At 34.4% G+C, this 20,500-nt stretch carries 13 protein-coding genes; 12 read left to right on the forward strand and 1 reads right to left on the reverse strand.

Features of this window, described 5'->3' with window-relative positions:
* Nucleotides 1–16 precede the first annotated feature (16 nt).
* A complete protein-coding gene (locus H603_RS0108665; protein WP_026708214.1) occupies nucleotides 17–1,486 on the forward strand; it encodes an oligosaccharide flippase family protein in 1,470 nt (489 codons plus the stop codon).
* 272 nt (nucleotides 1,487–1,758) lie between these two features.
* Nucleotides 1,759–2,052: a hypothetical protein gene (locus H603_RS0108670; protein ID WP_026708215.1), complete on the forward strand. Its 294-nt coding sequence runs from the start codon at nucleotides 1,759–1,761 to the stop codon at nucleotides 2,050–2,052.
* A gap of 66 nt (nucleotides 2,053–2,118) precedes the next feature.
* Here H603_RS0108670 and uvrA read toward each other — a convergent pair whose 3' ends face one another.
* Nucleotides 2,119–4,902 (reverse strand): excinuclease ABC subunit UvrA, encoded by a 2,784-nt coding sequence (gene uvrA, locus H603_RS0108675; protein ID WP_026708216.1) that lies wholly within the window; start codon nucleotides 4,900–4,902, stop codon nucleotides 2,119–2,121.
* Nucleotides 4,903–5,068: 166 nt separating this feature from the next.
* On the opposite strand from uvrA, the gene H603_RS0108680 reads away from it, so the two are divergent.
* The 10 genes from H603_RS0108680 to H603_RS0108725 form a co-directional block, all read left to right on the forward strand.
* The gene (locus tag H603_RS0108680) at nucleotides 5,069–7,909 is read left to right on the forward strand and encodes a triple tyrosine motif-containing protein (RefSeq protein WP_084157733.1); all 2,841 of its coding nucleotides are present in this window, start codon (nucleotides 5,069–5,071) and stop codon (nucleotides 7,907–7,909) included.
* Nucleotides 7,910–8,147: 238 nt separating this feature from the next.
* On the forward strand, nucleotides 8,148–11,195 hold the full coding sequence (locus H603_RS0108685; protein ID WP_026708218.1) for a SusC/RagA family TonB-linked outer membrane protein: 3,048 nt from the start codon (nucleotides 8,148–8,150) through the stop codon (nucleotides 11,193–11,195).
* 11 nt (nucleotides 11,196–11,206) lie between these two features.
* On the forward strand, nucleotides 11,207–12,685 hold the full coding sequence (locus tag H603_RS0108690; RefSeq protein WP_026708219.1) for a RagB/SusD family nutrient uptake outer membrane protein: 1,479 nt from the start codon (nucleotides 11,207–11,209) through the stop codon (nucleotides 12,683–12,685).
* Nucleotides 12,686–12,699: 14 nt separating this feature from the next.
* Nucleotides 12,700–14,325 carry a hypothetical protein gene (locus H603_RS0108695; RefSeq protein ID WP_026708220.1) on the forward strand — a complete coding sequence of 542 codons (1,626 nt, stop codon included), beginning with the start codon at nucleotides 12,700–12,702 and terminating at the stop codon, nucleotides 14,323–14,325.
* 11 nt (nucleotides 14,326–14,336) lie between these two features.
* Complete coding sequence (locus H603_RS0108700; RefSeq protein ID WP_026708221.1) at nucleotides 14,337–15,989, forward strand: family 16 glycosylhydrolase; 1,653 nt, start codon at nucleotides 14,337–14,339, stop codon at nucleotides 15,987–15,989.
* A 61-nt stretch (nucleotides 15,990–16,050) separates the two neighbouring features.
* Entirely contained in the window at nucleotides 16,051–18,354 is a 2,304-nt protein-coding gene (gene bglX, locus H603_RS0108705; protein WP_026708222.1) for a beta-glucosidase BglX, read from the forward strand.
* 4 nt (nucleotides 18,355–18,358) lie between these two features.
* Nucleotides 18,359–19,114: a glycoside hydrolase family 16 protein gene (locus tag H603_RS0108710; protein ID WP_026708223.1), complete on the forward strand. Its 756-nt coding sequence runs from the start codon at nucleotides 18,359–18,361 to the stop codon at nucleotides 19,112–19,114.
* A 228-nt stretch (nucleotides 19,115–19,342) separates the two neighbouring features.
* Nucleotides 19,343–19,927, forward strand: coding sequence for an RNA polymerase sigma factor (locus H603_RS0108715; RefSeq protein ID WP_026708224.1), 585 nt, complete (start codon nucleotides 19,343–19,345; stop codon nucleotides 19,925–19,927).
* Nucleotides 19,928–19,978: 51 nt separating this feature from the next.
* Complete coding sequence (locus tag H603_RS17535; RefSeq protein WP_169628290.1) at nucleotides 19,979–20,122, forward strand: hypothetical protein; 144 nt, start codon at nucleotides 19,979–19,981, stop codon at nucleotides 20,120–20,122.
* 116 nt (nucleotides 20,123–20,238) lie between these two features.
* On the forward strand, nucleotides 20,239–20,500 hold a 262-nt coding region (locus tag H603_RS0108725), incomplete at its 3' end, for a helix-turn-helix domain-containing protein (protein ID WP_169628291.1).

The raw sequence follows: 20,500 nt of genomic DNA on the forward strand, positions 1-20,500 counted from the left end.
TAGATAATATCCACTTATGGGAATAGTTTTAAATCAATCCTTAAAAAATACTGTCATTACCTATTTGGGTTTTGGTATTGGTGCTATAAACACACTTTATTTATATCCTGTTTTTTTAGGTGCGACCTATTATGCTGTAACAAATTACATTTTATCAGCTGCTAATGTAATTATGCCGCTTTTTGCCATTGGAATGCAAAACACCTTAGTGAAGTTTTATAGCCAATGTAAAACAGAAGAGGAACGAGGGCGGTTTTTATCTTTTACGGTTTTATTTCCTTTTCTATTGTGTATTCCTATAGGAATTATTGGATTATTTTTCTTTGATGATCTTGTTTATTTTGTATCAAAAAAGAATCCTGTTGTTCAAACGTTTATATGGTTAATCCCTTTTACTGGACTGTGCATGGCATATTTCGAAATATTTTATGCTTGGGCAAGAGTGCACATGCATTCTGTATTTGGGAATTTTATTAAGGAAGTTGGATTAAGACTCTTTTCTCTTTTCGCTATCATTGGTGTCTATTTTAATTGGATATCTATAGTTGATTTTGTGTATGTTACATCAGGTATATACTTCTTAGCACTGATTGTCACGATGTTGTATGCTTTTAAAATTAAGAGACCAAATTTTCAGTTTTATATTCCTACTAATGTTAAAGATATTTTAGAGTATACCTTTTACATCATTCTATCAGGTAGTGTCGCTAATTTATTGCTAGACGGCGATAAATTAATGTTGAATCAATATCTAGTGATTGAGAATATCGCTTATTATTCTGTAGCGACGTATATAGCCTTAGTAATATCTGTTCCTAGCCGTGCAATGCATCAAATTGTCTATCCTATTACGGCCAAATTAATGCATGAAAATAAGTATGAGGAATTGAATGCGTTGTATAAGAAGACCTCTATCAATTTACAAATTGTAGGTGGTTTTGTAATGCTTTGCATCTTTGTAAATATCAGTCAATTGTATGAGATCGTTCCTAAGGAATATAGTGGCGGTATTATAGTGGTTTTTATGATCGGACTTTCAAAGTACTTTGATCTAATTTTAGGAAATAACAATGCAATCATTTTTAACTCAAAATATTACCGAACGGTCTTGTTTTTAGGGCTATTTTTAGTGCTGATAACAATAGTTTTAAATAGAATTTTTATACCTCTTTATGGTATTATGGGTTGTGCTTTTGCAACACTTCTATCGATAACATTATACAGCTTAGCTAAACTTTTATTTGTAGTGAAGCGCATGCATTTGTATCCTTTTACTAAAGAAACAGTTACCTCACTAGTTGTGACTGCAGTGTTATTTTTAGCATTCTACTTTTGGGAATTTCCATTGTATCCTTTAATTGGAATCGCCTTAAAATCGATCATCTTAACAGTGGTTTACCTATATGTTAATTACAAATTAGTGATATCTAAAGAAATAAACGATATCATAGATAAGATGCTGCTTAAATTTAAATTAAGATCTTAAAGCTTTTTATTTGCAATTAGCCACACCTTACAAACTTTAAACAATTGTATTTGATGATAATTTTATAACACTCCTTAAATAAATCATAACATTTAAGGAGGGGATAATGAATATATTTGTCAAAAATCTATCAAAAAGGCTTAAAATAACTAGTAATTAATTAAAATATCACTAAAAGTGGGTATTGCATGTGATTAATTAAGGACTTAATTTTGTGCTTCACTGTTGTCTAGATTTTTAGTTCGATGTTGAAACTAAACCATACAATTATTATGAATAGTCAGTTAATTACGAATGATGAGAATTCAAAGAAATTCTCTCAAATCCTAAGGGATAAACTTAGTAAAGGTTTTGTAATTGAAGAAAGGAACGATAAGTTACCTTTTGCTGTGTTGTCTAAGAAGAGGAAGGTCAATCACAATATTTATTTTGTGATATCATGTGTAACTCTGGGATTAGGATCTATTCCTTGGATTTACAAAAGCTTTCTTTCATCTAAGGAAAAGCGCATTTTAGTTGCTCTTGACGAAGATGGTAATGTATTTGAAGACAAGTGTTATAGTTAATATAACGACTTAAACTGAAAGAAAATAGCCTATTACAATTTAAATGTAGTAGGCTATTTTTTTTTATTATAATTTGTCCTTCAAATAATGACCAGTGACTGATTTTTTATTCTTAGCCACTTGCTCTGGAGTTCCAGTCGCTAATAGTAGCCCACCATTCTCACCACCTTCAGGTCCTAAGTCAATCAGCCAGTCAGCACATTTTATTAGATCTAAATTGTGCTCGATAACTAGTATGGAATGTCCTTTTTCGATTAAAGCATCAAATGAGGCTAGCAACTTTTTTATATCGTGAAAATGCAATCCAGTTGTAGGTTCGTCAAACACAAACAATGCTTTGTCCTTAGTGGCACCCTTAACTAAGAAAGATGCTAATTTAATCCTTTGTGCTTCACCACCTGATAATGTTGACGACGATTGTCCTAACTGAACATAACCCAAACCAACATCGTGTAATGGACGTAGCTTTTGAGTGATTTTTGTTTGTTTATTTTTATCGAAAAATGCTAGTGCATCATCTATTGTCATGGTTAATACATCGTGAATATTTTTACCCTCAAAATCAACTTCAAGAATCTCCTTTTTGAAACGTTTTCCATGACAAGTTTCACATGGCAACTGCACATCGGCCATGAAAACCATTTCTACATTTATCGTTCCTTCTCCTTTACAAGTCTCACAACGACCACCGTCTACGTTAAAAGAAAAATGCTTTGGCAAATACCCTCTTATTTTTGATAGTTTTTCTTTCGAAAATAAATCTCTTATATCATCGTAGGCCTTGATATAAGTAACTGGATTTGAGCGCGAACTTTTGCCTATTGGGTTTTGATCTACGTATTCAATATGTTTAATTTGAGAGAAAGAACCACTCAATTCAGTGAATTGTCCTGCTTTTTCTCCTGCGTTTTCCAGTTTTTTTTGCATTGCTGGAAACAATATTTTTTTTACTAAGGTACTTTTTCCACTACCTGAAACTCCAGTAATTACTGTAAGTACATCAAGTGGAAATACCACATCAATATTTTGTAAGTTGTTTTCACGAGCTCCTTTAATCTCAATGAAGTTTTTATAAGGACGACGCTTTTTTGGAACTGTAATTTCTAAGTCTCCATTCAAATATTGAGCTGTTAGCGAAGTAGATTGCATGATTTCATCATAAGTTCCTTGTGCAACTAATTCTCCACCATGTGTTCCCGCTTCTGGGCCAATATCAATTATCATATCAGAAGCTTTCATAATATCCTCATCGTGCTCGACGACAATAACGGTATTCCCTAAATCCCTTAAAGAGAGCAATACTTTTATTAATCGCTCAGTGTCTTTTGGGTGTAAACCAATGCTTGGTTCATCTAAGATATACATCGATCCTACCAAACTACTACCCAATGAAGTTGCCAAGTTAATACGCTGCGATTCTCCACCTGATAAGGTTGCCGAATTTCGATTTAAAGTAAGATAATCCAAGCCTACCTCTGTTAGGAAAGATAATCTATTATTGATTTCGATTAATAAACGCTTAGCAATTTGCTGTTCGTATACATCTAAAGAAATGTTTTTGAAAAATTTAGCCAAATGTTTAATAGGTAAATCAACTAATTCTGAAACAGTTTTAGAGTTGATTTTTACATACGACGCTTCAATTCGTAATCTTTTGCCTTTACACGAGTAGCATTTTGTTTTTCCGCGATAACGCGATAGCATTACTCTGTTTTGTATTTTGTAATTTTTTTCCTCAAGCTCTTTAAAAAAGTCATTCAAACCTTGGAAAGAGCTATTTCCAGTCCAAATTAATTCTTTTTGCTCAGCAGAAAGTTCGAAGTAAGGTTTGTGTATAGGGAAATCAAATTTGTATGCATTTTTAATTAGTTCGTCTTTAAACCAACTCATACTTTCTCCGCGCCAAGGATAAATAGCGTTTTCGTAGATAGATAAAGTAGTATTAGGAACCACCAATTCGGCATCGATTCCTATAATATTTCCGTAACCTTCGCAAACAGGACATGCCCCGTACGGATTGTTAAAACTGAACAAATGTACGTTAGGTTCGAGAAAAGTAATACCATCAAGTTCAAAGTTATTTGAATAACTCATTCTCTTGTGTGTCTTAACTTCTTGTAAGTAACAAATTCCTTTACCTTCAAAAAAAGCAGTTTGCACAGCATCTGCTAATCTATTATAAAATTCTTCCTCGTCTTTGACAACGATTCTATCAACGATTAGATACAATTCTTTTTTAGCTAATCCCTTTGGTAAATCGTCTAAACGCACCATTTCATTATCCACCAGGATTCTGGCAAAACCTTGTTGTAACAATACATTTAGCTTGTCTTCTAATTTTCTGCCTTTTTCTAAATGTATAGGTGCTAAAAGCAACCACTTACTATCCATCGGCAATTCCTTGACATCTTTAACGACATCGGTAACGGTGTTTTTCTTGACTTCTTGACCAGAAACAGGAGAAAACGTACGCCCTATTCTAGCATAAAGTAATTTGATGTAATCGTAAATCTCGGTGCTTGTCCCAACAGTCGAACGCGCATTTGTAGTATTGACCTTTTGCTCAATTGCAATAGCGGGAGCAATTCCTTTGATATATTCTACTTTTGGTTTATCTAAACGACCAAGAAACTGTCTTGCATACGATGAAAGGCTCTCTACATAGCGACGTTGCCCTTCTGCATACAAAGTGTCAAAAGCTAAACTGGATTTTCCAGAACCTGAAAGGCCTGTAATAACCACGAGTTTATTTCTTGGAATGGCGACATCTACACTCTTTAAATTGTGTACTTGTGCGCCTTTTATAATAATATTTTTTTTTGGATCTAATTTCGAAAGCTCAACTTGCATAAAAAAATGTTGTTTGTACAAAAGTAATGAATTTTGAACAGAAGATTGGCTATCAACAAATCACAAATTTAAGTTATAAACGGCTTGAAAATTGCTCAGAAAGCTTTTTAGAAAGCCAATCTTAGGGATTTTTTTTCTATGTTTTATTTTACTTAAATAATTTAAGATGTACATTTACAACCTCACAAAATCAAGTAAATACCATTTGAAAACAGCAACCACCATTTTCTTCATGCTGCTTTGCGCTTTATTGTCAGCGCAGGAACTGCCACCTATCGTCAAATATAACTCAACAACTTATAACGGAGGAAATCAAAACTGGATGATTTCCCAAGATCAGAACAAATTTGTCTATTTCGCAAACAATGAAGGTCTCTTAGAATTTAATGGTGCAAGTTGGCAGTTGTATCCGTCTGCAAACGAGACAATTATTCGATCAGTTAAAGTAATCGAAGAAAATGTTTATACGGGCTGTTACATGGAATTTGGTTTTTGGAAGAGAAAATCAAACGGTAAACTTGCATACCATTCCCTCAGTAAGGCAATAAAAAGTAAGATACTGGATGACGAGCAGTTTTGGAACATTCTAAGCTATGAACATTGGGTTGTTTTTCAGTCACTAAATCGCATCTACATTTATGACCTTGAGAAAAAGGACATAAAGATAATCACTCCCCAATCAGGTATTTTTAGGTCTTATCAAACAAAGAACGCCATCTATTTTCAGTCGGGAGGCGGAGAGTTAAATGAGATAGAAGGAGGTAAAAGCAAAATAGTTTCTAATAATGCTATAATTAAAAATAACAGAATCATTAATATTTTTGCTAAAGATAAAGGCTTGCTAATTCAAACTCAAAAACAAGGGTTCTATACATTCAATGCAGGGAAATGTGAAAAGTTTACTACCGAAGTAGATAATCAATTAGCTAGTAGCAGCGTATACAGTAGTCAACTTTTACAAGATGGGACTTATGCCATAGGGACTGTTTCAAATGGGGTTTATATTCTTTCAAATGGAGGTAAATTAAAATACCATATCTCGCAAACTCAAGGTTTGAGTAATAACACAGCACTATCGTTATTTGAAGATAAGGAGCGAAATTTATGGGTAGGACTTGATAACGGAATCAACTGTATCAACATGCAGTCACCCATAAAGAGTTATGTTGATGACACAGGTGTATTAGGAACGGTGTATTGTGCAAAAATGTTTGCTAACAAATTGTACGTGGGAACAAATCAAGGTTTATTCTTTAAAAATATTAACTCTAATGAAAATTTTACTGCTGTAAAAGGGACTAAGGGACAGGTATGGTCACTCTTTGAACATGGTGGTACTTTATTTTGCGGTCATGATTTAGGAACATTTATTGTAAATGGTGCTGTCGCTAACAGTATATTTTCACAATCAGGTACTTGGAAATTTGAAAAAGTACCCGGGAATAATTCCATTTTAGTTCAAGGTAATTATTACGGACTTTCTGTCTTGAGTAAAGAAAACGGTCAGTGGATTTTTAGAAATAAAATTGCTGGCTTTGACTACTCTTCAAAATATTTCGAACTATCAGATAATAATCAAATTTTTGTTAGTCACGAGTACAAAGGGATTTTCGGTCTTTCTTACGATCAAGCCTTTAGAAAAGTAATAAAAGTAAAAAGCTACGCGGCTCCTGAAAAAGGTAAAAATGCTTCTTTAGCAAAGTATAGAGGAAATATTTATTATGCTTACAAAGAAGGCGTTTACAAATTAGATAGAAAATCAAGAATATTTAGAAAAGATGAGTTATTAAGTTCTGTTTTCGAAAATGATGAATATACTTCAGGAAAGATCATCGTTGATAATGCTAACAAAATATGGTTATTTTCAAAAAACTATATTAGCTACTTTTCGTCGAGTAAGCTGAGCAATCAATTAAAGAAAAATAGTATTCCTATTCCTGTTACGCTGACCAACTCGATGCTTGGGTATGAAAATATTGCGCAACTTTCAACATATGACTATTTATTTGGTACTACAGATGGGTACTATATTATGAATATAAACGATCTAAGTTTTAATGACTATGATGTTTTGTTAACCACTGCGGTCACTAATACTTTAAATGGTGAACCGCATTATGCTGGCTTAAATAGCGAAGGAACGTTTAAAGCAGACGATAATAATATCACTTTTAATTATACCGTTCCAGAATACAATAAGTATATCAGTGCTGAATTTCAATATGTATTAGAGGGCTTTCAGGAGGAGTGGAGTGATTGGAATGCAAAATCAAATGTTAGTTTTAAGAATTTGCCTTCTGGGAATTATGTTTTTAAAGTAAAAGCTCGGTTTGCAAATGCAGCATTACAAAATACTATTGTTTATAATTTCACAATATTCAAACCGTGGTATTTTACAAATCTAGCTGTTTTTTGCTACTTTATTATACTATTGATAATTGCACGAATTGTACATAAAAAGTATAAAAGCTATTACATAGAGAAAGAAGAGAAATTAATAGAAGAGAATAATCTTTTACTCGAAATTAAAGAATTGGAAAACCAACAGCAATTGATGTATCTCCGCAATGAGCAACTTTCTCAAGATGTCGACACAAAAAGTAAAGAACTGGCAGCTTCTACAATGGATTTAAATAGCAAGAATGAATTACTCGAAATCATCAAAGAGGATTTGAAAAAGACAAATACCGATGAGACTAGAAGTATAAAATCAGTAATTACAACAATTAATAAGAACATAACAGGTACTGATTCTTGGAGCGTATTTAAAGATGCTTTTGAAAGTAAAGATAAAGACTTCTTTAAAAAGATTAAAGAACTACATCCATCATTAACTTCTAATGATTTAAGATTGTGTGCGTACTTGAGACTGAATTTAACATCAAAGGAAATTGCTCCAATGTTAAATATTTCGGTACGAAGTGTAGAGATTAAAAGATATCGATTGCGTAAAAAAATGGAATTAGCGCATGAACAAGGGCTATCAGAGTATATATTATCTGTATAGTTCTTTATACACCAGCACAATTTACCTATACATTACCACAACATTAACGTTATCGTGCTATCTCACTGCTTATTATATCGCCTGTTAACATTCTATTAACAGCTGATAATTGTGGCTTTATTATAATATTATGAATTAAAAGTAGTTTTTTTTGCATTGTATGTTTTTTGTAGAGGTTGTTTTTGGTAATAGTTTATTGTTCTATTATTAATTTTATCATTCACAAAAAATACAAATTATGAAATCAAACTATCTATTGATCATTTTCCTTTTGTTCTCGACCTTTGGTTTTTCTCAAAGTGTAACTGTCGAGGGTATAGTGAAAGAGAAAGCAACTGGCTTACCAATCCCAGGAGCAAATATTCAAGTAAAGAATACCACTAATGGAACAGTAACCGACTTTGACGGAGCCTTCACATTAAAAGGAATTTCATCAGGAGCGACTTTGGTAGTCTCTTATATTGGTTATAAAAATTTCGAATATAAAGTAAACGGCTCAAACGGAAAGTTGGCAGTTTCTCTTGAAGAAGATGCAAAAACTTTAGATGAAGTTGTAGTTATTGGTTACGGTTCGCAAAAACGTAGGGAAGTAACAGGTGCAGTTTCTGTAGTCGACAATAAAACGCTTGAAATTTTAAAACCTGTTAAAATAGAGCAAGCTTTGCAAGGAACGGTTTCTGGTGTAAATGTTACAACACAATCAGGATCACCTGGTGCAGCTCTAGATATTCGTATTAGAGGTATTGCCACTAATGGTGAAAACAGACCTACTACTATAATCGATGGATATGTAGGGGAACTAGGGTTGCTTAATCCAAATGATATTGAATCTATTACTGTGTTAAAAGATGCTCAAGCAGCTATATATGGAACAATAGGTGCCAATGGAGTAATTTTGGTGACAACCAAATCAGGGAAGAAAAATGCTAAAGCAAGAATCTCTTACAATACTTATGTAGGATTTCAAGAAGCATCAAAAAAATTGAATCTATTAAATGCTACTGAATACGGACTTTTATTAAATGAGAGTTACGCAAACGGTGGAGCTGCACTACCTTATACTGATGTAACAGGGTTAGGAAAAGGAACAAATTGGCAAGAGGAAGTGATTAGCAATAGTGTGCCTATCATTAACCACGATATATCTATTTCTGGAGGATCTGATAAAGTGACTTATGCAGTAAGTGGTTCACATTTAGATCAAGAAGGAATCGTAGGAGAACAAAAATCAGGTTTCTTAAGAAATACTGCTAGAGTTTCGTTAACGGCTGATGTAAGTGAAAAGTTAAAGCTGAAAACAAACGTAATTTATACTTACTTTAATCGTAAAAGTTTAAGTGAAAATGGGTTAGGATCTGTATTGTTTAATGCCTTAAATATTCCTTCTGTCCTTTCTCCACGTAACGATTCTGGAGCATACACAGTGGTTCCTAACACAACTGGACTTGGAAACGAAATTATTAATCCATTAGCGCAAATTGAAAACACCAATAATGATTATAATTTCAAGAAGTTAAATGGAAATTTTGGATTAGAATACAAATTGATTGATGGTTTAACTTTATCAAGTTCAATGGGATTCAATACTTCAAATGCAAAGTCTAGAGATTTTGCAAAGGCTATTAGTTATGGCGGAAAAGTATTTGATGTAGTGAGAAGCTCAGTGACACAAGGAGCTATCAATGATAATGATTACTCATTTGATGCTTTTGCAACGTACACAAAGTCAATTGCCGACGATCATAATTTTGTGGTGACTCTAGGGAATACCATTTATAAGCAATGGGGTAATGGTTTGTATGCTACAGGTTATGATGTGCCTAATAATTCTTGGGATTTTGCTGATATCGGTTTAACAACTGGAATTGTTGATGCAAAAACAAACAGCTCATATACTTATGATGAGAGACGCCTTTCTTACTTTGGAAGAATGCAATACGATTACAAAGGTAAATATTTGTTATCTGCTATGATAAGACGTGATGCTTCTACAAAATTTGGTCCTGGAAACAAAGTGGGTTACTTTCCTTCATTTACTGCAGGATGGGTAATCTCTGACGAAGGTTTCTTTGGCGAAGACAAAAAAGTAAACTTCATGAAGTTAAGAGCGAGTTACGGTACATTAGGTAATGACCAGATACCTAACAACGGTTATGTAAGTTTATTATCTGGAGAAGCAACTTATGTTTTTAACGGTTCGCTAGTAAATGGTACAGCAACGGGACAAATTGCAAATCCTGATTTAAAATGGGAAGAAGCTAGAAAATTTGATGTAGGTGTGGACATGAAATTATTCAACAACAAAGTATCACTTGTTGCGGATTATTTTATAGATACTCGTCAGGATTTATTGATTCCTAATATTCCAGTATCTGGAATAACGGGAGTTTATGCTCCTGGAGCTTCAGCACCAACAGTAAATGCTGGAAGTGTACGTAATTCAGGTTTAGAATTTTCTGTAGATTATAAACATGATTTTTCTGAGAATTTAAATATGAGTGTTGGTTATAATGTAACCTTCCTTAAAAATGAAGTTTTAGAAGTAAATAACGGAACTGGGTTTATTGAAGGTGGTTCTTTTGGGGTTGGGCAACCAGCACCTTCAAGAATGCAAGTAGGTCTGCCAATAGGATATTTTTACGGATATAAAACAGACGGAGTTTTTCAAAACCAAGCTGAAGTAGATGCACATCCTTCTCAATTAGCGTTAGGTGCAAATGCTGCTCCTGGTGATATTAAATTTGTAGATACAAACGCAGATGGTAAAATCGATGCGAGTGATCGTACCGATATTGGAAACCCAATACCACAAGCAACAATGGGTTTCAACTTACAAATGAACTATAAAAACTTAGATTTTGCTGTTTATACATTCGCTTCTGTAGGAAATGATATGGTTCGAAATTATGAAAGAACGTTATCTGATGCTAATAGATTAAATTATGTGTTAGATCGCTGGACTGGAGAAGGAACAAGTAATTATGTGCCTCGTGTAACAACGGGAGCGACAGCAAACAATGTTTTTTCTGATTATTTTGTTGAGGATGCTTCTTACCTAAGAATTCAAAATATTCAATTGGGATATACTTTAAATCCAAAGGTGTCTGAATTAGCTAAAATCACAAAATTACGTTTTTATGCAGGAGTAAATAATTTGTACACATTCACAAAGTACAAAGGATTTGATCCAGGTGCTTCAAATGGAAACCCTATTGGTGGTGGAATTGACTATGGTTTTTATCCAATACCTAGAACATACTTATTGGGTCTAAACATTAATTTTTAATTTGAATTAAGATGAAAAAAAATATATACAAAATAGTAACGGCAACACTACTTTTTTCTTTGATTACCACTTCGTGTAGTGATGAGTTTGTTGATCGTGATCCCGTTTATTCTATTGATTCTGAGAATTATTTTAATTCTAAAACAGATTATGAGAATGCTTTAGTTGCAGCCTATGATCCTTTACAATCTACCTATGCTAATGTGTTGTTAGGCGAAATTGCTTCTGATAATACACTTGCGGGTGGAGAAAGTCAAACAGACGTTATTGGATTTCAACAAGTCGATGACATGATTCATACGCCAGTAAATAGCAATTTAAGAGATATCTGGAACTGGATGTTTGGTGGTGTGAGTAGAGCAAATTATATTTTGGAATTCCAAGATAAAACTGATTTTGACGGAAAAGCACAAATCATTGCTGAGGCCCGTTTTTTAAGAGCTTATTACCATTTTGAATTAGTAAAATGGTTTGGAGCGATTCCTTTAAAGGGGGATGTTCGTTTCAAAATTGGTGACGAAAAAACAATTGCGCGTTCTTCTGTTGCGGAAGTTTATGCTTCGATTGAAGCTGATTTAATCTATGCTTCAGAGAATCTGGCTGCTGTACCTTCACAAAAAGGGAGAGCAACTAAGGGAGCAGCACTGGCATTACTTGGAAAAGCCTATTTATACCAAGATAAATTTACTAAAGCAGCGACAACTCTAGAGTCGGTTATTACTGCGGCAAATTATTCTTTAGTAAAGGATTACAACACGATTTTTGAAGCTGCTGGAGAAAATGGAAGCGAATCTGTTTTTGAAGTACAATATTCTGATGTTGAAGGAGCTGGTTTTGGTTGCCTACAATGTAGTGAGGGTAATGTCGCAGTAGGTTTTAGTGGACCACGTAATTATTCAGGTCCTTTATATACTTCAGGTTTTAGTTTTAATATTCCAACAGCCAAAATAGTAAATGCTTTTGAGGTAGGAGATAATCGTAAAGATGTTGCAATCTTAGATATGAATGCATGGGGATTAGCAACAGGAGCTACTTACGGTCAAGGGTATGAAAATACAGGTTACTTTAATCGAAAATACATCCCAAGAACAAGAAGTACTAGTGCAGCAGGAGATTTAAACTTAACAAATCCTAACAATTACAGAGCGATTCGATATGCTGATGTGCTATTAATGGCTGCAGAAGCTTACAATCGTGGTGGACTTGATGATAGTAAAGCTAGATTGTATTTAAACGAAGTGAGAAGACGCGCTTTTGGAGATACAAATCATGATATTTCTTCTTCTGGGGCAGCTTTAACTGATTTTATTTGGGCAGAACGTAGAGTTGAATTAGTGGGTGAAGGACACCGCTTTTTTGATTTAGTTCGAACTAAAAAAGCAGCACAAGAAATCACTGGATTTACAGCTGGAAAAAACGAGTTATTCCCTATTCCAATTGAAGAAATTCAATTTGCAAGCGGTAATTGGGCACAGAATCCTGGATATTAATAAAAAATAAGATCATGAAAAATATAAAATACATAACAAGTGTCATTGTGGCGGCGTTAGTTTTTAGTTGTACATCTGAGAATGATTTAATTAATTTAGATTCTTTAGATGCACCTACAAATATTTCGGCATTGACCACCGTTACTCAAGATAACACTGGACTGGTTACTTTTTTACCTCGTGGAGAAGGAGTGACACGATACGAAATCTACTTTGGAGATGGCACAACAGAGCCTGCTTATGTAGCTGCAGGTGCTACGGTTAATCACACGTATAAAGAAGGTATCTATGATGCAACAATTGTAGGAACCACACTTAACGGTAAAAGAACCGAAGTAACTCAAAATGTGGTAGTTTCGTTTAAGGCACCTGAGAATTTAGTGGTGACTATCGAAAATGATTTAGCTGTTTCAAAACAAGTAAATATTACAGCAACTGCTAATTATGCTTTGTTTTATGATGTGTACTTTGGAGAAGCTGGAAAGCCTGATCCAATTGCAGCAAATAATGGCGAAACACTTTCTTATACTTATGCAAATGCGGGTGTTTATACAATAAGAGTGGTGTCTAAAAGTGCAGCTGTCAAAACAACAGAATATAGCAAGGAATTTACAGTAACTGTAGTTAACAAACCATTTGCTTCTGCAGCAACACCTCCTAATAGACAAGCATCTGATGTTATTTCTATTTATGGATCGAAATACACTGCTGTTGCGGGAACAAACTATTTTCCAGATTGGGGTCAAGGTGGTCAAGGAAGTAGTTGGGCCGAATTTGATTTAAACGGCGATAAAATGCTGAATTATATTAAATTAAGTTATCAAGGAATTGCCTTGGCTGAAAACACGACAATTGATGTATCTGGAATGGAGTTCTTACACATGGATGTGTGGACCGCAGATTTAGAAAAAATCGAAACGTCGTTAATTAGCAAAACAAGTGGCGAAAAACCAGTAGTTAAAAACTTAGTAGCAAATCAATGGAATAGTATTGATATTCCAGTTTCGGCATTCACAAGTCAAGGTCTTTCAGTTGCAGATATTATTCAGTTGAAGTTCGTAGGAACTCCATGGGCTACAGGAAGTGTTTTTATTGATAACATCTATTTTTATAAATCACCTGCTGCATTAATCGAAATGCCTCTTGATTTTGAATCTTCAGCATTGACTTATTCTTGGACAGGTTTTGGTTCTTCTGATTTCAATGCTATTCCGGTTTCGGTGGTTACAAATCCTGATAAAACAGGAAGTAATGTTTCGAATAAGGTGGTTAAAATTGAAAAAACGGCAGGAGCTCAGGTATGGGCTGGTGCAAGTTTAGATTTAGATTCAAAAGTTGATTTTAGTAAAGGGTCAAAAGTTAAGGTTGCGGTGTGGTCTCCTAAAGTGGGTGCTACGATTTTATTTAAAATGGAAGCATCAACCTCTCCTAAAGATGGAAATGGAAACCCATTAATAAATGTCGAAGTTCAAGCAAAAACAACTGTAGCAAATAGTTGGGAAATATTAACTTTTGATTTAACAACCGCATCGTCATTTAGCACTGCTAATGCCTACGATCGTGTGATATTATTTCCAGATTTTAATGTAGCTGGTACTGGAACGACGTACTATTTTGACGACATCAAACAAGCTAACTAAAAACATACAAGATGAAAAATATAGTAACAAATACAATTGCCATTTTAGCATTACTTTTAATGGTCAATTGCTCAAAAGATGATTACAGTTTTGGGGATTTAACAGCTCCTTCAAACATACAAGTGGCGTATGAAATCATTGGTGCTTCTGCGACAGCTCCTGATGGAGATGGAACTGGAATGGTTAAATTTACGGTTAAGGCAGATGATGCCATTTCGTATAAATTTAATTTCAATGATGGTACGATTGAAAATGCCCCAAGTGGGACGTTTGAAAAACGATTTACTAAAGTGGGAGTTAATACTTACACAGTAACTGTGATTGCGTCAGGTAAAGGAGGTTTGACTTCGAACACTACTGTCGACGTGAAGGTTCTAAGCACTTTTAGCGATGAAGAAGCAATAGCATTATTAACAGGAGGAACGGCTAAAAAATGGTATTTCTCAGCTTCAGAAGTAGGACATTTAGGTGTTGGACCAAATAACGCTAATGCAGAGCAAAATTATTATGGTTTCTATTACCAAGCGGTAGCTTTTGAAAAAGCTGGAGCTGCAAGTAGTAGTTGTTTGTATGACAACGTTATGACATTCTCAAACGTAAATGGAGATTTAAAATACAACTTAGATAACGGAGGAAAAACTTTCTTTAACTCTGCTTTCTTAAGTGTAGCTGGAGGATCTGGTAGTGATGATTCTTGTCTAGATTATACTGCGACGGGTACTAAATCGGTAGCGTTAAGTCCATCAGAATCATTTGTTACTAAAAATCCAAATGCTGCTACACAAACAAGAGGTACATTGATGACCATTGCAGATGGTGGATTTATGGGATACTATATTGGTCAAAGTACTTACGAAATTTTATCATTAACAGATAATAGAATGGTAGTGAGAGCAGTAATGGGTAATGATCCAGGACTAGTATGGTACCATACTTTTACAACTACTAAACCAAGTCAAGCAACACCTACAGCTGATTATACTAAACTGGTTTTCTCTGATGAGTTCAATACTGATGGAGCACCTGATGCTACAAAGTGGGGATATGACTTAGGTACTGGTGACAATGGTTGGGGTAACTCTGAGGAGCAAACGTATACTAACGCTGCTGATAACGTGATTGTTTCTGGTGGAAGCTTGAAAATCACTGCTAAAAAAGTAGGATCAGGTTACACTTCAGCAAGACTGAAATCAGAAAATAAATTTGAATTTACTTATGGTAAAATTGAAATCAAAGCAAAATTAACAACAGGTAAAGGTACTTGGCCAGCATTATGGATGCTTGGAGAGGATTATGCTACTAATACATGGCCAGGTTGTGGTGAAATTGATATCATGGAATACAAAGGAAGCGAGCCTACAACCATTTATGGAACATTACATTATCCTGGCAATTCAGGAGGAAACGGTAATGGTGGTTCTACTACAATTGCCAACGCAGCAACTGAATTTCATGTTTATAAAGCAATATGGAGTCCTGCTTCGGTAAAACTCTATGTAGATGATGTGTTGTTTCATACTGTTGCAAACACGAGTACACTGCCTTTTAATAAAGATTTTTTCTTGATTATGAATGTGGCGATGGGCGGTACGTTTGGAGGAGCTATTGATAGCGGATTTACACAATCTTCAATGGAGGTCGATTACATTAGAGTTTATCAATAAATAAAAAGTATTGTAGAGGTCGGTTCAGCCGGCCTTTACTTATAAATTATAAAAGGAGCAAATGAGAAATAAAATTTTATTTACGTCATTAACGTTGTCAGCGGTAGTTTTTTTTGGCTGTAGCCAAAAAGTAATTGCGCCAATGAATGCGATTTCAGCTACGAGTATTTTAGACAAAAAGGTTGATTCAGTTTTAAAACTGATGACTTTAGAAGAAAAAGTGGGTCAGTTAAATCAATACAATGGGTTTTGGGAAATTACAGGGCCTACGCCAAAAGAAGGGCAAGCCGCTAAGAAATACAACGACCTTAAAAAAGGTTTAGTAGGATCTATGCTTAATGTAAAAGGTGTAAAAGATGTTAAAGCATTACAGAAAATAGCTGTAGAAGAAACACGTTTAGGGATACCATTAATATTTGGTTTTGATGTTATTCATGGTTATAAAACGATTAGTCCTATTCCTTTAGCTGAAGCAGCGAGTTGGGATCTAGAAGCAATAAAAAAATCAGCTGAGGTAGCTGCAGAGGAAGCTTCTGCGGTGGGTTTAAATTGGACTTTTGCACCTATGGTTGATGTTGCGAGAGATGCGCGATGGGGTAGAGTAATGGAAGGTGCTGGCGAAGATCCTTTTTTAGGAAGTAAAATTGCAGTAGCTAGGGTTCAAGGTTTTCAAGGACAGGATCTTTCTGCTAATAATACTATTTTGGCTTGTGCCAAACACTTTGCAGGTTATGCTTTTGCAGAAGCAGGAAGAGACTATAATACAGTTGATGTTAGTGAAACAATACTTCAAAACATCATTTTCCCCCCATTTAAAGCTGCAGCAGATGCGGGTGTGCGCACATTTATGAATTCGTTTAACGAATTAAATGGTATCCCGGCAACAGGAAATAAGTATTTACAAAGAGACATCTTAAAAGGGGATTGGAAATTTGATGGATTCATCGTTTCTGACTGGGGATCAATCAATGAAATGATTCCTCATGGTTATGCTAAAGATAGCAAGCAAGCTGCTGAAATTGCGATCAATGCTGGATCTGATATGGATATGGAGTCAAATGCTTATGTTGAACATTTGGTAACTTTAGTACAAGAAGGTAAAGTTGAAGAGCGCTTAATTGATGATGCTGCAAGACGTATTTTAAAAGTTAAATTTGAACTAGGTTTGTTTGAAAACCCTTATAAATATTGTGATGAGGTTCGTGAGAGTGAAACTGTAGGGAAACCAGCTTTTCAAGAAGCTGTTTTAGATATAGCTAAGAAATCTATTGTATTATTGAAAAATGATAATGACTTATTACCATTGAAAAAGTCAGGGCAAAAGATTGCAATAATTGGGGCATTAGCAAATGATAAAACGAGTCCGCTAGGTAGCTGGCGTATTGCTGCTGATGACAATACAGCAGTTTCAGTTCTAGAAGGAATGCAAAAATACGAGGATAACAAAATTGTTTACAAAAAAGGTGCCGATGTGGCTACTGGGCGAACACAGTTTGTATGGGAAACTAAAATCAATCAAGACGATAAAAGCGAGTTTGCTGCCGCTGTAGCTGTCGCAAAAGATGCTGATGTTGTTGTAATGGTATTAGGAGAACATGGCTTGCAATCAGGTGAGGGGAGAAGTAGAACAGATATTGGCCTTCCAGGTGTACAACAAGAACTACTTGAAGAAGTTTATAAAGTTAATAAAAATATTGTTTTAGTATTAAACAATGGTCGTCCTTTAGCATTACCTTGGGCTGCCGAAAATATTCCTGCAATTGTTGAAGCATGGCAGTTAGGGACGCAAAGCGGTAACGCGATCGCTCAAGTGTTATACGGTGATTATAATCCAAGTGGTAAATTGCCTATGACTTTTCCTAGAAATGTAGGACAGTTGCCTATGTATTATAACTATAAAAATACAGGAAGACCAGTGATGAATGAACCTGAAAGTGTTTTTTGGTCGCACTATATCGATGAAAAGAACACACCGCAATTTGCATTCGGGTTTGGATTAAGCTATAGTACATTTGAGTATTCTAATCTTAAACTAAGCAGTGATACTTTTGCGAAAAGCGGAAAAATAACTGTAAGCGTTCAAGTGAAAAATACAAGTAAAGTAGCTGGAAAAGAAGTGTTGCAATTGTATATTAGAGATATTATAGGTAGTGTTACCCGCCCAGTAAAAGAACTGAAGGGATTTGAGATGGTCGAATTACAAGCTGGAGAAATGAAAGAAGTACGTTTCGAAATTGACCAGAAGACCATTACTTATTACACAGCAAATAATGTTTGGGAAGCTGAAGCAGGAGATTTTAATGTTTTTGTTGGAGGTAGCTCTGATAAGACATTAGAAGCAAATTTTACTTTTACAAATAAATAATCAAATGAAAAATATATTGCTATTATTGCTAGTTAGCACAGTTTCCTTCGCACAGCAAGGAAACCGAAAATTAGTATGGGAAGAAAATTTCAATGGTAACGTATTGAATGATAAATCATGGAACTTTGAACTAGGAGATGGTTGCCCCAATTGTGGTTGGGGCAATGATGAAAGACAACTTTATACAAAGGATAATCACGAAGTTGCTGAAGGCACATTAATTATTACCGCAAAAAAAATAGCTGATAATTATACGTCAACGCGTATAACAACTAAAGGTAAGAGAGAATTCAAATATGGTTATTTTGAGTCTAGAGCTAAACTGCCTGTAGGGAAGGGTATTTGGCCTGCTTTCTGGATGTTGGGCTCAAATATTGATACTGTGGGTTGGCCCAAATGTGGCGAAATAGATATTTTGGAGTATGTGGGCAAGGAACGTAATACCGTTTTTAACTCTTTGCATACTGAAGCCAGTCATGGAAATACCATCAATACGAAAAAAACAGAAATTAAGGGAATCGAGTCTGGTTTTCACGTTTATGGAATCGATTGGACTCATGAGCACATCAATTTTTTTGTTGATGGACAGTTAATGTATAGTTTCAATCCCAAGGAAAAGAATGAAGCTACTTGGCCATTTGATCAACCGTTCTACTTTTTGATTAACATGGCGATAGGAGGCAATTTTGGAGGACCTGATGTTGACGACACTATATTTCCTCAAAATTTTGAGATTGATTACATTAAAGTGTATCAGTAATCATCTATTTGCATATATAAAAGATAACATTTGTATCCCTTTACCACTGCACTGAATTCGGTTAAGTAGTACAAATGTTAAATTTTCTTAATTTTATTTGCTCGTTAAAAAAAATAATCACTATTTTTGAGTCCGATACTAACCATAAATCAATAGAAGCCTATACCATAACATTACTTTTTTAGAGGAAATTATTCCAATTTTAATAAGAAATTAATAAGTATGACTATGGCTACTTTAGAACTCCCAGATGGATTGTTGGTTCAAAACTATATTGCAGGAAACGAAAACTCTTTAGCAATATTAATTAAAAGACACGAATCTCGTATTTACGGATTTATATACTCAAAAGTGTCTGATAGGGACATATCCAATGATATTTTTCAAGATACCTTTATTAAAGTTATTAAGACTTTAAAGTCTAATGCTTATAACGAGGAAGGCAAGTTTTTACCATGGGTTATGCGTATCGCGCACAATCTAATAATCGATCATTTTAGAAGAAATAAAAAGATGCCTCTGTATAGAGAAACAGAAGAATTTTCTATATTTTCAATAATGTCTGATGATTCTCTAACGATCGAAAACAAAATGATCTCTGAACAAGTAGAAGTAGACGTTAGAAGATTGTTAGAAGAACTACCTGCAGATCAAAAAGAAGTTTTGGTTATGCGCATGTATCAAGATATGAGTTTCAAAGAAATATCAGAAGTTACAGGAGTGAGTATAAACACTTCATTAGGAAGAATGCGCTATGCGTTAATGAATTTGAGAAAGGTAATTGATAAGCACCAAATTGTTTTAACTAATTAACAATATAAGCGCTATTTGCTCGTTCTAATAGTATTAAAACACTTTTATAACATGGCAAAAATTTACTCTAAAAAATCATTGTCTACTGCTGCAATGAAACCTGAAAAAGAAATTGTTTCTTTTTTATTAAACTATTCAAAAGCGTTACATATTTTGAAGACAGACCAAAGAGTTTTTGAAATTAACGCCAATTAGAAAAAAAAACTCCACTACTAATTTTTAGTGCATTGCCCCCAAAAAGTTAGACACTATTTGGGGGCATTTTTATGGAAAGAAAAGTCAAGTATGATTACACATTTAAACTTGAATGTGTGGAATTAGTTATCAAACAGCACAATTGCTGTGCATCTGTAACTAATAAAAAGAAAGTTCATCCTTCGAGTGTTAAAAAGTGGGTTAGGCTATATAATCATTATGGTAAAGATGGATTAACACCTAGGAATAACCGTAGTTATAGTGTCGATTTTAAATTTAAAGTTTTGCAATCAATTCAAAAAGAATCCTTGTCATTTGTGGATTGTTGTTTGAAATTTGACATTCCTGATGCGGGAATTATTCTAAAATGGAAAAAAG

It is taken from the genome of Flavobacterium frigidarium DSM 17623 (genome assembly GCF_000425505.1).
GTDB classification, from domain to species: Bacteria; Bacteroidota; Bacteroidia; order Flavobacteriales; family Flavobacteriaceae; genus Flavobacterium; species Flavobacterium frigidarium.